Source organism: Legionella nigrisilvae (genome assembly GCF_977063395.2).
In genome coordinates this window covers 706,919-721,473 of sequence record NZ_CDRUGZ020000038.1, presented here as the reverse complement: position 1 = coordinate 721,473, position 14,555 = coordinate 706,919, and the positions used below count along the sequence as shown (strand labels likewise).

The following is a 14,555-nucleotide window of genomic DNA, read 5'->3' as shown; positions in this document are numbered from 1 at the left end:
CCAAAAATTAAGGGTTTTCAATTTCCTTTTTAGGGGCTGGTTGTTTTTTTGAGAATAATTTGCGAAAAAACGATAAAACCAATTCTTTAATTCGATGAAAAAACATTGCAACCATACCAAAAAATGCAATAAGTGACTGAATCAATAGACTTCCGGTTCCATAATCAAAATAAGCATAGGCCCCTTTAATGACAACAAGGTTCAATATCATGGCTTGAGTGATCAAAAACATTACTTTTTTTATTTTACTTATATTGAGTGCTTGCATTATTGACTAATTAGACTTTAAAAAAGCGCTACTTTAGCGGGCACCTTTTCTTTTGTCAAACAAATCCCTTCAGGCCAACTATAAGATCTCCGACTGAATTTCAACAAAAAATCTTTTACTCCTTAAGCCTTGTAAGAACTAGTTCAAAAATTTATGATCTATTGACCTTCTAAGTAATGGGACTACTGGAGAGATTATTGTGCTTAAGCGTATTTTTGATATTATCTTATCAGGTGCATTATTAATAATGTTCATGCCGATATTGGTTATTGTTGCATTATTAATCCGTTATCATTTAGGCTCACCAATCTTTTTTTATCAGAATCGTCCAGGATTACATGGAAAAACCTTCCGTCTGATCAAATTCAGAACAATGAAGGATTCATTTAATAAACAAGGTGAATTATTACCCGACAAAGATCGCGTCACTCGCCTTGGCCATGTTTTAAGAGCGTGCAGTTTGGATGAATTACCCCAATTATGGAATGTTTTTAAAGGCGAAATGAGCTTTGTAGGTCCTAGACCTCTATTAATCGAATACCTCTCCCTTTATAATAGCGAGCAAAAAAGGCGCCATGATGTCAAACCTGGGATTACTGGCTTAGCTCAAGTTAATGGCAGAAATGCCCTGAATTGGGAAGGGAAGTTTGCATTAGACTTATGGTATGTTGATCATCAGTCTTTTTATTTGGATATTAAAATTTTAATGTTAACCATTAAAAAAGTATTGATGCGAGAAGGAATTACAGGTCAAGGGAGTGTCACCAACGAAAAATTTACAGGTAATAACCCATGAAATCTCTTGCTGTTCTTGGTGCTGGTGGACATGCTAAAGTTGTTGCTGATGCAGCACTCTGTGCAGGTTGGCAGAATATTGTTTTTTTTGATGACCGATGGCCGAGCACCGATCGCGTAGGGGCATGGGTAGTTAATGGAAATACCCAATCCTTTCTATCACAAGCTTCTGAATTTGATGGACTCATTGTTGCAATTGGGAATAATTCCATTCGCATGGAAAAAATAACCCATTTTTTAAATGAAGGAATCCCATTAGTCAGCATCATTCATCCTTCAGCAATAATAAGTCCTTCTGCCAAGATAGCCGAAGGATCCGTAGTTTTTGCCAGAGCCGTATTAAACCCTGATTGCACCATTGGGGCGGGCACGATTATTAACACAGGTGCAATTATTGAACATGACTGTACCTTGGGGCAGGCAGTGCATATTTCGCCAGGCGTCAGTTTAGCTGGAAATGTGAGTGTGGGTAATTTAAGTTGGATTGGTATCGGCTCTTGTGTCCGCCAAGGTATTAAAATTGGCTCAGAAGTGATGGTTGGAGCAGGCTCGGTGGTTGTTCAAGATCTACCAGACTATTGTACCGCATTTGGCGTACCCGCAAAAATTTATAAAAAAAATTCATAGGATAAAATATGTTAAATACAGCATTTTCACCCTGGCCTAGTTACTCTGAAGAAGAGGCAGAACGAATACATCAAGTGCTTCTATCAAATAAGGTAAATTATTGGACTGGCAACGAATGCAGAGAATTTGAAAAAGAATTTGCAGCCTGGGCAGGTACTAAATATGCTGTTGCACTGGCAAATGGAACTATCGCACTTGATGTAGCCTTAAAAGCAATAGGAATAGGTGAAGGTGACGAAGTCATTGTGACTTCTCGAACCTTTCTCGCCTCGGCTTCCTCTATAGTGACTTGCGGAGGCACTCCGGTATTTGCCGATGTCGATGAAAACAGTCAAAATATTACCGTTGAGACCATTCGTGCGGTAGTAACTCCAAAGACTAAAGCAATAATCTGCGTTCATCTTGCGGGTTGGCCTTGTGATATGGACCCGATTCTTGAGTTAGCAGAAGAATTAAATTTATATGTCATTGAAGATTGTGCCCAAGCTCATGGAGCTCGATATAAAGGTCGTGCGGTTGGTTCAATAGGCCACATCGGAGCCTGGTCATTTTGCCAAGATAAAATTATGACTACTGGAGGCGAGGGGGGCATGGTCACAACCAATGATGAACAACTATGGTCTTCCATGTGGTCTTATAAAGATCACGGAAAATCTTGGGATGCCATATACAAGGAACCTATTGAGCCTGGTTTTCGTTGGGTTCATCGAAGCTTTGGTATAAATGGACGAATGATTGAAATTCAAGCGGTGATCGGGCGCTTACAACTTAAAAAAATGCCCACCTGGCATCAACAACGCCTGGGAAATTTAAAACAAATCCAAGAAGTAGCTTCCACTTTAAAAGGTCTAAGAGTTCCCCGGATTCCTGATGAAATTGTACATGCAGCTTACAAATGTTATGTGTTTATAGAAGAAAGCCAATTAGCTGTAGGCTGGGATCGTAACCGCATTTTAAAAGAGATTAATGAACGCGGGGTTCCCTGTTATCAAGGCTCCTGTTCCGAAGTTTATTTAGAAAAAGCATTTGATAATACAGGGTGGCGTCCGCATAATAGGCTCCCTGTAGCATCCAAGTTAGGTGAAACCAGTTTGATGTTTTTAGTTCATCCAAGTCTATTAAAATCAGAGATTGATAAAACCTGCCAAGTTCTTATAGAAGTGATGGAACAAGCAACCCAGGTGTAAGGTGTATGAAAGAATTAACTGAAACCATTGATATTAATATTCCCACTCATGAAATAAGAAACAGCCAATTTAAGCTTGCTGTTATTGACTTATTCGATGCCTTAAAAAAGTGGAAGCTATGGACCTATTTAGGCTGGAATGACATAAAAATCCGTTATCGGGGGTCAGTATTAGGTCCATTTTGGATCACCGCCAGTATGCTGGTTATTATTGTCGCTTTTTCTGTGGTATACAGTCAGCTGTTTCATCAATCAATAGCAGAGTATGTTCCTTTTTTTACAACCGGATATCTAGTATGGGTTTTAATTTCAGCAGGACTCGCGGAAAGTTGTAATACCTTTGTTGAGGCATCTCTGCTGATTAATGAAATCAAGTTACCCTACATTTTATATGTATTAAGGTTAACTTGGCGTCATGTCATCATATTTTTTCATAATGCCTTAGTCTATTGTGTTGTTGCACTTTATTTTCAAATACCCGTCAATTGGGCGATCCTGTATGTGATTCCAGGTTTATTTCTAATTATTTTAAATTTAATTTCTGCAGGTTTAATCTTATCTATATTAGGTACAAAATATCGGGATATTCCTCCTATTATTAATAGCTTGATTCAAGTAATGTTTTTTATTACTCCTATTTCTTGGAATGCAAACTTACTTCCAAACTCCGCCATTATCGTATTCAATCCATTAAATTATTTTATTGATTTAATTAGAATGCCTTTGCTAGGGCAAGCTCCGAATTGGGTGACATGGAATACCTGTCTTTTAATAACTATTATTTTATCCTGCATCTCATTTGTTCTGTTTGCTCGATTCAGAAGAAATATTCCTTTTTGGATTTAATTACGGAGTACGTTGTGTCTTTCATTGTCTGTAAAAATCTTTCACTTACCTATCCTGTTTATGATATTGATGCACGTTCTTTGAAAAGAGGAATCGCCAATATTGCAACCGGTGGTCTTTTAAGTAATGGGACAAGTGGCAAACTCCAAGTACAGGCTTTAAATAATATTTCGCTGCATTTAAAAAAAGGAGACCGTCTAGGATTAATAGGCCATAATGGGGCAGGAAAATCCACGTTACTTCGAGTTCTCTCCGGTGTTTATGAACCACTTCAAGGAACGATACACATTAAGGGAAATATCGTTTCGTTAATCAATATCAGCGTAGGCATGCAACCTACTCTTACGGGGTATGAAAACATCCGTATGCGGGGATTAATTCTTGGGTTATCTAACGATCAGATAAAAAGCATTATCAAAAACGTTGAAGAATTTACAGAACTTGGTGATTTTCTTTCAATGCCAGTTAAAACCTACTCCAGCGGCATGATGATCCGCTTAGCATTTGGTTTATCAACTGCTTTAGTACCCGATATTCTTCTAGTAGATGAAGTAATTGGAGTGGGCGATGCAAGTTTTATTGAAAAAGCCAAAAATCGCATGAATGAATATGTTAATCAATCCAATATAATGGTGCTTGCATCTCATTCAAATGAAATCATCAAACAATTTTGCAATTGCGTACTGTGGCTAGAACATGGAAGTGTAAAAATGTTTGGCGACGTCAATTCAGTGATGGATGTTTATGAAGGGAAAGTGCAACCGGCTTAATACGCTTGGCATTTTTTTGTAACAAGACGTGTAGCCTGGGTTGGGCGCCTGAAAACAGAAGCTTCGGCGCTCACCAAGGTTACAATCTATATTTACTCACTAGAGGTTTTATCTTTAAACTTCTTGCTGGCTCGACCCACCATTGCATAAACTCGATAGAGCAACATCTTTGCCCGAACAATTACTTGTTTCCAAGGGCGCCATCCAAGATCCCAGCGAGGAAGAAGCCAGATATCTAGAATAAAAAAACGTAAGGAAACAAAAGAACCTAAAATGCTTAGCAAGAGGAAACGATAAATGGTTTTATGGAACTGATAACCCGTTGGTCTTCTCTCTCTATAGTATTGATAAAGATTATTTAAATCACTCACTGTAGAGTTAAGTGTAAACTTCTCAAGCATATAAGCTCGCCCTGCTTCTCCAAATTTCTTTGCTGTTTTAGGATCACGCAATAAGCTTAAAACCCCTTTTGCCAGATCAACAGGATCGGCTACATGGACCTGGACACCTGTTTTTCCATCAATCACGGTATCGACCAACCCACCTACTCGGGTGACCACTGTAGGACACTCCATCAATAAAGCTTCTATGGTTCCACCCAGGTTCTCATTTAATGAAGCTTGTATGGACACATCTAAATCCCGATATATACGAGGAATATCCTGACGATGTCCTGTAAAAATCACGCTATCTTGCAATCCCAGTTCTGTAACTAATGTTTGCATGGATTGCATGACTTCCTTTCCTGCTTCACCCCAGCCACTTCCAATCAAAAGCAATTTTGCATTTGGAAACTCCTTAAGAATCATTGGAGCTGCGCGAATCACATCCTCATGGCCTTTAATTGCTTTCCCATGTAAAAAAGGTGGAGTCCATCGATTTTTTCCTAATTTTGGATAAAAATAAGCAATCATTCCGATCAAAGGCGTATCTGCTGGCCAGCCAAATTCTTCTCTCAAGCCTGCAGGGAGGGTATTTTCTGCATCAAAACGTCGTTCATCAGGACTGTAATAAATGACATGAAGTCGATCTTCCGGAACATTCATTTTTAGATAAAGTTGTTTTGAATAATTACATGAAGGAATTATTGCCACATCCATCCAGGAGGTTGTTTTATCAATCCATCGAGGGGTATCTGCTTCAAGGTGAAATGGACCCGCAATCATTGAAAGTCGAATCGGTACATCTGCTATCCAACTCGCAATACGACCAATAATCATGGAAGGAAAAAGATGAGTTTGAATTACATCAAACCGCTTTTGTCTCAATAATCTAACTAAACTTAAGATCTTTCCAGGTAAAAAGAAAATATCGGTAGGACGCATAAAATCAAAATCTGCGGTATACACAGGAATATTTTCCGATTTAAAACGATCGACTAAGGTACCTGAATTCCCGCTTAATATTACAGATACTTCATACTGATAAGTATTCCGAAGCTCTCGTAATTGTTCAAAAGCCCATGTTCCTCCTTCCGTGGTCGAGAGCACATAGCAAATTTTTAGTGGAACCATACTAAAACATACCTTTATTTCTTTACTGAACATTAGAAAAAAGCAATTATTAATGATTAGCCTCATTTATGTAAAGAACTTTAAGAATCAAACATACCTTAGTCATCAGACTTAAGTGATATTGTCTATTAGTATTTAGTAATTAGAAACCATAAAATAGCTCTGGGAAGATGCCTTTTTTTTGCTTAATATCGAGCCCGTTCAAGAACAATATACTTCAATAGCAGCAAGTTTTTCAGCGTGCTCCAGTATATGTTTTCGATAAAAAATTACTATTCAAATTCAATGGAGTATGTTACCTTAACGAATCTAATGAGCAGACAGCTACCCAATTACATGCGCTCAAAATGCGTGCTCTGCCAGTAGTGCTTTGGATAATATTTAAATGGATTTTTCATGACTGTAAATACTCTTTGTGTTTTTGGAACTCGCCCTGAAGCCATAAAAATGGCCCCTTTAGTTCAAAAATTAGAAGCATCAAAAGTTATTCAAAATAAAATATGCATCACGGGACAACATCGTCAGCTTTTGGATCCTTTGTTAGCCCTATTTCGTCTAAAGCCAGATTTTGATTTGCATGTTATGACTGCGAATCAGGATTTGAGTAATCTAACATCCAGAATACTAACTGGTCTTAGTGATGTGTTCAAAGAATATCAACCGCAGCTAGTCATTGTTCATGGCGACACTACTTCAGCGTTGGCTGCCTCATTAGCAGCCTATTATCAACGTATTCCGGTAGCCCATGTCGAAGCAGGATTGCGAACCAAGAATATTTATTCACCATGGCCAGAAGAGGCCAATAGAAAATTAGCAAGTTGCCTAACTCATTTGCATTTTGCCCCAACAAAACTCTCCCGTAAGAACCTTTTAGATGAGGGAGTTCCTGACGAAAATATTTTTGTTACAGGAAATACAGTAATTGATGCTCTTTATCAAATTACAAATCAATTAGACGCAGAGCCCGTTCTCAGTTTACTACTTAAAGAAGAATATCCATTTTTGGACCCTTCGAGAAGAATCATACTTGTCACTGGCCATAGGCGAGAAAATTTTGGCTCAGGTTTTAAAAGTATTTGTCAGGCCTTGGTAGCAATAGCGAAACGATTTCCGGATGTTGATATTGTTTATCCAGTTCACTTAAACCCCCATGTACAAACACCAGTAAATTCATTATTAACAGGAATTGAAAACATTTATTTAATACCCCCTGTAGATTATTTACCCTTTGTTTATTTGATGCGTAATGCCTATTTAATCCTAACAGACTCAGGCGGGATCCAGGAAGAAGCACCGTCTCTCGGGAAACCGGTACTGGTCATGAGAAAAACTACTGAACGACCGGAAGCGCTTACTGCTGGGACAGTTAAACTAGTAGGCTCGGATGTAAATGAAATTATTAATGGTGTAGAACAACTTCTTTTAGATGAAGCGCTGTATAAACAGATGAGCCAGGCGCAAAACCCATATGGGGATGGAAATGCTTCTACCCGAATCGTCGATATTATTACTCAAATTTACGATAATTCCACAAACCCATATTTAAATAGTAAGGAAATAAATTATGCTGGATGAAAACACTAATAAACTTCAGCCCTTTAATCAACAATACTTGCTAATGCATCAACAAACGGATGACAGGTCTTATATTGATTTCTTTAGTTTATTATCCGCTTTAATCAAAAAAAGAGTCTTTATAGCTGGTGTTACTGCTCTATGTACTTTATGTGCTATTTTGGCTGCTTTTTTGCTTCCCAAAACCTATGAAGTTAAATCTAATATAGTTGAGCCTTATCCGTATCAATTTCAGAAACTAATAATAAATACAGATTTGGATATTCCAGGACGTTTATTATTTAAAAAATTTGTCAAACGTTTATCCAAAAAAAGCAATATAATTTCTTTTTTAAAAGAAAATAATTTAGTAATCCCTAAAGACCAAGAGACCCAGATATCTAAAGAAAAACGTGTTCATTTGTTAAACAAAGCTGCGGAAAATTATAAAGTCTTTGTCATTAATCATTTCAAAGGAGATTTAAAAGATAATTTTAAAGATAACAGCCAGGAGGCTGAGTTGGTCACCCTTTCTCGCAAGCTGGATTTACAGGCAAGGGATAATAAAGCGTATCTGGCCTACACTAACCAAAAAGTGTTGGAAAATATCATTTCTACCCAAAAAGAAATCATTCAAAGTAAGGTAATCAAATTAACTGAAACTATACATACACGTATTGGCAATGTGACAGCAAGTCGAAATAATGAGATAAAAAGACTCATCGAGCAGCAGAATTTATCCATTGCACAATTGAACAACAATATTAATGCACTTACCAAACGTGACCAACGCGATAGGCAAATTCGCTTACAAGAGTTAAATCAAGCCCTACAAACTGCTCAACTTCTTGGTATTACCTACCCCAACCAATTTCAGGAAATTAAAAATCCAAATGTGGTGGTTGATGTCGGTTCCAATCGTAAAGATCTTTATTTAAAAGGAACTACCTACCTTAAAAAGGAAATCGCTCATCTGAAAGAAAATACACACACCTTAAAATATGAGAAAAAACTTTCTATTCTCCAAGAAAAAATCGACATTCTAAAAAATAACGCGACGATCACTGCATTACGGGAACGAAAAGATGACACACCCTACACCAATACAATCGAAAAGCTCCAAGCGGAACTTAAACATCTAAATTCCTTAAATTTCGATGTCAGTGGCGTAAATCTATATGCTATGGATGGGCAGCCTCTTGTTGATTCAAAACCGATTAAGCCTAAAAAAGGATTAATCATTGCTCTAGGATTAATGATGGGATTCTTATTGTCATGCATAATTGTACTTTTCCAGGATGCAATTACCAGAAGCAATAACATGAAACTAGCATCCTAGCCAATACGAGATTCTGTTCATTGTAATGAACAGAATCTTTATTAGGTTGCTCTTAAATCAGGTACCTGGTGATTATGATGAAATACAATGTTGACTATTCTGCGAAATATTTAGAATTTATTTTATGGATCTTTCTGTTAGTAGGCATTTCCTCTGTTTTTATCTCATATAGTTTCGAGCTAAATTCAGAGCTCATACTATCTTCGTTTTGGTGTTTTATTATAGCTACCTTCCTAACAAGTCATCTGTCGGGTTGTGGTTTCTTCTCTGCTTCAGTTGTTTGTATTCTTGCTTTCTTCTTTTATTCAATGGCGGTTCCTATACATCATTATTTTTATAATGATTACAATGAGAACGGTGTTACCTTCGTCACAACCATGTGTGTAGTGGGTCTTTTAGGCCAAATTTTTGGCTATTATGCTATTGGAAAACCACGCTTTAAACTAATGAATAATGGTAACCGGGAATCATTTTTTGGCTTCTCAATACTCCTTCTGGGCATAATAATTTTGATTGCTGCAATTGCGGGTACAGTAGGATTTTCTGCCTATTTTAATGCTGGTTATGCGGGTAGAGCTCTTTTAAAACGCGAAGCAGGGCCCCTGGAGTTAGGCTTATATTATTCAATTATTGGTTATCTGTTTATGGTTCATAGCTGGCTTTATCAGCCTTCCAGAAAAAGGCTAATAGTAGGCTTTTTTTTGTTATCCTTTTTATTATGTTTCGTTGCTTATGTTAGTTTTTTAGGTATTCGAAGACCCAGTTTCTTCATGGTGATTTCCTTTCTATTTATTTATTTTCTAAAAGTCAAAGGTAAAGTACCTATGCTTGTAATACTAACATCCCTTTTTTGTGCTTTTTTATTTGGAATATTTGCCAGTTTCAGACAAGTTTTATCTGATCATGGAGCTTCATCAGCTTTATCGTATGTTTTAGAGAATTTTAATCTGGCATGGTTAGACCTTTCAGCCAGCGAATTGGGGGCGCCATTCAGATCAATGCTCGATGTCAACCCATGGTTTTCTAACAGTTTTTTATGGGGTAGCAGTTACCTTGATGCGCTTGTCAATTTACTTCCCTCATCCCTAGGAAAATTTAGCGAAAGCCTTAGTGTAAAATACACTCACGAGTTCTTTTCCCCCGAATATATCGCAATTGGTGGTAATATGGGGTTCTTCCCCGTTGCAGAAGGCTATTTAAATTTTGGCGCTGTAGGCGTATTTTTAGAGTTTTTCTTTGTTGGAATGTTAATTAAGTATCTTGAAAATCAAGCGATAGAAAAATCAAATGTCGTGCAAGTAATAGTCTATGCGATTATGGTGCCTTGGTTTTTCTTCTTTTTACGAAGTGATCTGGCTTCTTTTTCCAAATCATTTTTTTATTCAGTGATGCCAGTCTTTTTTGCTTATGGCTTATATTGCTTTGTAAAGAAAAGTCGCTCACAGCATAATTTAATTGAGGTATCAACATGAAACAGTTAATCCAGGATATGAGTCATGGTAAGTCATCCATAATAGAGGCACCTGCCCCCATGATGGATGATAATAGTATATTAATTTCCACATCAACCACATTAATTTCTGCCGGAACAGAACGCATGCTTCTTGATTTTGGTAAAGCATCCTATTTTGGTAAAGCACGTCAACAGCCTGAAAAAGTAAAAATGGTTTTGGATAAAGCAAAATCAGAGGGTATTCTTACAACTTTAGATGCTGTGCGCTCTAAACTGTCACAGCCTATATTACCCGGTTATTGTAATGTAGGTGTCATTATAGAAGTAGGTAAAAACTGCAAAGGATTTAATGTTGGTGACCGTGTAGCTTCTAATGGCTCTCATGCAGATTTAGTCAAAGTACCTTCAAATTTATGTGCAAAAATTCCGGATAATGTTGATGATGAGACGGCTGCTTTTACAGTTTTGGCAAGTATCGGTCTCCAAGGCATACGTTTAGCACAACCGACATTGGGCGAAGCATTTGTAGTTATCGGTGCTGGGCTTATTGGCATGCTAACGATTCAATTACTTAAAGCTCATGGTTGCCGTGTATTAGCAGTCGATTTTGACGAAGAAAAATTGCTTCTTGCCCAAAAATTTGGTGCCGAAATTTGTAATCCGAATAAAGGTGAGAACGTAGTTAATGCAGGAATGACTTTCAGCCGGGGGTATGGTGTTGACGGAGTGATTATTACCGCTTCTACCAAATCAAATGATCCACTCCAACAAGCTGCACACATGAGTAGGAAGCGGGGACGTATTGTTTTAGTTGGTGTGGTTGGTCTGGAGTTAAATAGAGCAGATTTTTATGAAAAAGAATTAAGTTTTCAAGTTTCATGTTCTTATGGACCTGGTCGATATGATCCTCTATATGAAGAAAAGGGGGTTGATTATCCAATTGGTTTTGTACGTTGGACAGAGCAACGTAATTTTCAAGCAGTCCTTGATATGATGGCGAGCAGTCAATTAAATGTTAAGCCTTTAATTACCCACCGATATACCTTTGAAGAGGCATTACAAGCGTATCAAGTTTTAACAGAGAATAAATCAGCATTAGGTATCCTAATGCACTATCCATCAGATAATAATCAGCCAATTGAAAAACAAGTTCAATTAAAAGCAAATCCTGTTTTCCACTCCAGTAAACCCATAGTAGGTTTTATTGGCGCAGGGAATTATGCGTCTCGAGTGTTAATTCCGGCTTTTAAATCGGCAGAGGCCCAACTACATACATTGGTTACAGCAGGAGGAGTAAATAGTGCAATTCACGGTGAAAAAGCCGGCTTTTCTTATGCCTCTAGTGAGATAGAAAATGTATTTCATAATGAGGAAATCAATACGGTGGTTATTGCCACTCGCCATGATACCCATGCAGAATTGGTAACCAAGGGCTTAGCCGCTGGCAAGCATGTTTTTGTTGAAAAACCATTAGCACTTAATTTATCTGAACTTGCTGAAATTGAAGCAAGCTATCATACAGCACATTTATCGGGTAAAAAACCACATTTAATGGTGGGATTTAATCGACGTTTCGCACCCCAGATACAAAAAATTAAAACATTGTTGCATCCCATAAAGGAACCAAAAACTTTTATCATGACTATGAATGCCGGCACTATTCCTGCTGAACATTGGACACAAGATAAAAAAATTGGTGGGGGTCGTATTCTCGGTGAAGCCTGTCATTTAGTTGATTTAATGCGATTTTTAGCGGATTGTGAAATTACTTCCGTACAAGCTCGATGCATGGGAGAGAACCCCTCTGTGAAAATCACAGAAGACAAGGCAGCAATTATATTGGGCTTTGCTGATGGATCTTTTGGTACAATTCATTATTTAGCTAATGGATCTCCCAGTTTTCCCAAAGAGAGGATAGAAGTTTTCACGGCAGGAAAAATTTTGCAATTAGATAATTTTCGCAAATTGACAGGCTATGGGTGGCCAAACTTTAAAAAACAAAACCTTTGGAGACAAGATAAAGGACAAACACAATGCGCCCAAGCATTTCTAACGGCCGTAGAAAAAGGTCTTCCAACACCTTTACCCATAGAGGAAATTTTTGAAGTGTCACGAATAACTATCAACATCGCCGATTTGCTATCTAAAAAATGAGAACGATAGAAACCAAAGCGAAAACACTTTATGCGTTAGGCGCTACCAATTTGTTACGGGTGGTGCATTACCGACTTCTAAAAAAATTTAGTCGTCACAACCCACAAATTAAAGTACCTAGTGGTACATTTTTCTTCGAAGTTCGTGCTTCCGAGAGCCCGCTTGTTCCTAATAAAAATTGGCTACAAGAGGCTGCCTATTTTGGTAATCAATTGGTTCCGATTTCAGATAATGCACCAGATTGGCATTTAAACCCTTTTACTGGTGCCCGTATGGATGAAACAAAACCATGGTGGAAAATCTCAGATTTTGCAACACACTGTGGTGATATTAAAGTAATCTGGGAGGCTTCGCGTTTTGATTGGGTATTGTCATTCTCACAACAAGCAAAATTAGGCGACAGAAACTCATTAAAGAAATTAAATGAATGGTTAAATAATTGGTGTCTCAATAACCCACCCTTTTTCGGTGTTAACTGGAAATGTGGTCAAGAAGCTGCAATTCGAGTAATGCATTTGGCAATTGCCACCTTGATTGTTGATCAAATCCAACAGGCTTCCAAATCATTAATAGCCCTAATCCATCTGCACCTTCAGCGGATTGCATCAACCTTGAAATATGCAATAGCACAGGACAATAATCATGGCACCTCCGAGGCCGCAGCTCTTTTTATAGGAGGTAGTTGGCTTGAGATGCTGGGTATTAGCAAGGGTAAGAAATGGAGCCGATTAGGCCGGAAATGGTTAGAAAATCGGATATCATATTTAATAGAAGAAGATGGAAGCTTCAGTCAATATTCTGTTAATTACCATCGAGTACTTATAGACACCCTTTGCATGGTTGAGGTGTGGCGACGAAAACTCTCCTTATCGGCCTTTTCTGACGAATGGAGGAGGAAATGCTCGGCAGCTACATATTGGTTGTTTCATATGGTAGATGACCAAACCGGAGATGCACCAAATATTGGCGCAAATGATGGGGCAAGGTTATTACAATTAACAGATAGTGACTATCGAGATTACAGGCCCTCTGTGCAATTGGCCATGATCTTGTTTAATCATCAACAAGCCTATACGAAGGATGGAAATTGGAATTATCCCCTTCAATGGTTGCAAATTGCAATTCCCGATAACAAAGCAGAACCCTTAAAAAGTAAACTATTTAATGATGGAGGCTTTGCGATACTTAAACGCCGTTCTGTATTTCTTTTAATGCGTTATCCCCGATTTCGTTTTCGTCCAAGTCACGCGGATGCCTTGCATATAGATTTATGGGTCAACAGTGTCAATTTACTTCGTGATGCGGGGACTTATAGCTACAATACTAGTGATAAATGGCTTAATTATTTTCCTGGAACAGCAAGTCATAATACCATTCAATTTGATCAGCGTGATCAGATGCCTCGACTAAGTCGCTTTTTATTTGGTAATTGGTTAAAAACAAGCTCCTTCACTCAAATAACAGAAACCGAGCTGTGCAGTACCTTTAAAGTCAGTTATTGCGACAGTTTTGGGGTAACCCATCAACGTGCCGTGGAACTCTATAATAATTATTTAAAAGTAAATGATACCATTAACGGATTTAAAAAATCCGCAGTAATACGCTGGCGATTAATACCTGGAGATTGGAAGCTTCAAGATCACTCATTATCAAACCAAACTCATTTTATCAAAATAAATACCTCCATCCCCATAAAGCGTTTTGAATTAGTTGAAGGTTGGGAATCTCGTTACTATCAACAAAAAGCTAAACTTCCCGTTTTGGAGATCGAAGTAGATCAACCAGGGGTTGTAGAAATGGAATATAACTGGTATTGAAAGTTATGTTCAATATATGTAAGCTTAATCACGTTCAATGTATAACGAACCTTTTTTGTCATACTTGATGGGAAATCCCCCTTCTTGATGCAAAAGATTTGATATTGTAAAAGGATTTTAGAATTGAATCATCTCCGTACACAGAAATTAGTAATTTGTATCTTTCTTTCAATGATTAAAACTATCCTTCATTCCTTTTTACAGAGAGGCCCGCGTATTCTAATATTAAAAA

12 protein-coding genes are annotated in these 14,555 nt (G+C 37.7%); 10 read left to right on the top strand and 2 right to left on the bottom strand.

Annotated elements, in window-relative coordinates:
- Positions 1-7: 7 nt before the first annotated feature.
- Positions 8-268 (bottom strand): hypothetical protein, encoded by a 261-nt coding sequence (locus ACWTE2_RS25530; protein WP_182392281.1) that lies wholly within the window; start codon positions 266-268, stop codon positions 8-10.
- Between the two features lie 199 nt (positions 269-467).
- Here ACWTE2_RS25530 and ACWTE2_RS25525 point away from each other — a divergent pair, with 199 nt between their 5' ends.
- From ACWTE2_RS25525 to ACWTE2_RS25505, 5 genes are read left to right on the top strand one after another with little or no spacing between them, the layout of a single operon-like run.
- Positions 468-1,064, top strand: coding sequence for a sugar transferase (locus ACWTE2_RS25525; RefSeq protein WP_454784956.1), 597 nt, complete (start codon positions 468-470; stop codon positions 1,062-1,064).
- Entirely contained in the window at positions 1,061-1,690 is a 630-nt protein-coding gene (locus ACWTE2_RS25520; protein WP_454784955.1) for an acetyltransferase, read from the top strand. The genes ACWTE2_RS25525 and ACWTE2_RS25520 overlap by 4 nt, the downstream gene beginning before the upstream one ends.
- Positions 1,691-1,698: 8 nt before the next feature.
- Positions 1,699-2,877, top strand: a complete 1,179-nt coding sequence (locus tag ACWTE2_RS25515; RefSeq protein ID WP_182392279.1) for a DegT/DnrJ/EryC1/StrS family aminotransferase — start codon at positions 1,699-1,701, stop codon at positions 2,875-2,877.
- A 5-nt stretch (positions 2,878-2,882) separates the two neighbouring features.
- A complete protein-coding gene (locus ACWTE2_RS25510) occupies positions 2,883-3,722 on the top strand; it encodes an ABC transporter permease (RefSeq protein WP_454784954.1) in 840 nt (279 codons plus the stop codon).
- Positions 3,723-3,736: 14 nt separating this feature from the next.
- The gene (locus tag ACWTE2_RS25505) at positions 3,737-4,492 is read left to right on the top strand and encodes an ABC transporter ATP-binding protein (protein ID WP_182392277.1); all 756 of its coding nucleotides are present in this window, start codon (positions 3,737-3,739) and stop codon (positions 4,490-4,492) included.
- A 92-nt stretch (positions 4,493-4,584) separates the two neighbouring features.
- On the opposite strand, the gene ACWTE2_RS25500 is transcribed toward ACWTE2_RS25505, so the two are convergent.
- On the bottom strand, positions 4,585-6,006 hold the full coding sequence (locus ACWTE2_RS25500; protein WP_454784953.1) for a glycosyltransferase family 4 protein: 1,422 nt from the start codon (positions 6,004-6,006) through the stop codon (positions 4,585-4,587).
- Positions 6,007-6,402: 396 nt separating this feature from the next.
- On the opposite strand from ACWTE2_RS25500, the gene wecB reads away from it, so the two are divergent.
- The 5 genes from wecB (at position 6,403) to ACWTE2_RS25475 (ending at position 14,323) form a co-directional block, all read left to right on the top strand.
- Complete coding sequence (gene wecB / locus ACWTE2_RS25495; RefSeq protein WP_454784952.1) at positions 6,403-7,581, top strand: non-hydrolyzing UDP-N-acetylglucosamine 2-epimerase; 1,179 nt, start codon at positions 6,403-6,405, stop codon at positions 7,579-7,581.
- Positions 7,571-8,899, top strand: a complete 1,329-nt coding sequence (locus ACWTE2_RS25490) for a Wzz/FepE/Etk N-terminal domain-containing protein (RefSeq protein ID WP_454784951.1) — start codon at positions 7,571-7,573, stop codon at positions 8,897-8,899. Before wecB ends, ACWTE2_RS25490 begins: the two co-directional genes overlap by 11 nt.
- Before the next feature lie 74 nt (positions 8,900-8,973).
- On the top strand, positions 8,974-10,371 hold the full coding sequence (locus ACWTE2_RS25485; RefSeq protein ID WP_454784950.1) for an O-antigen polymerase: 1,398 nt from the start codon (positions 8,974-8,976) through the stop codon (positions 10,369-10,371).
- Positions 10,368-12,506 (top strand): bi-domain-containing oxidoreductase, encoded by a 2,139-nt coding sequence (locus tag ACWTE2_RS25480; RefSeq protein ID WP_454784949.1) that lies wholly within the window; start codon positions 10,368-10,370, stop codon positions 12,504-12,506. The genes ACWTE2_RS25485 and ACWTE2_RS25480 overlap by 4 nt, the downstream gene beginning before the upstream one ends.
- Entirely contained in the window at positions 12,503-14,323 is a 1,821-nt protein-coding gene (locus tag ACWTE2_RS25475) for a heparinase II/III family protein (protein WP_454784948.1), read from the top strand. Before ACWTE2_RS25480 ends, ACWTE2_RS25475 begins: the two co-directional genes overlap by 4 nt.
- Positions 14,324-14,555: the final 232 nt, after the last annotated feature.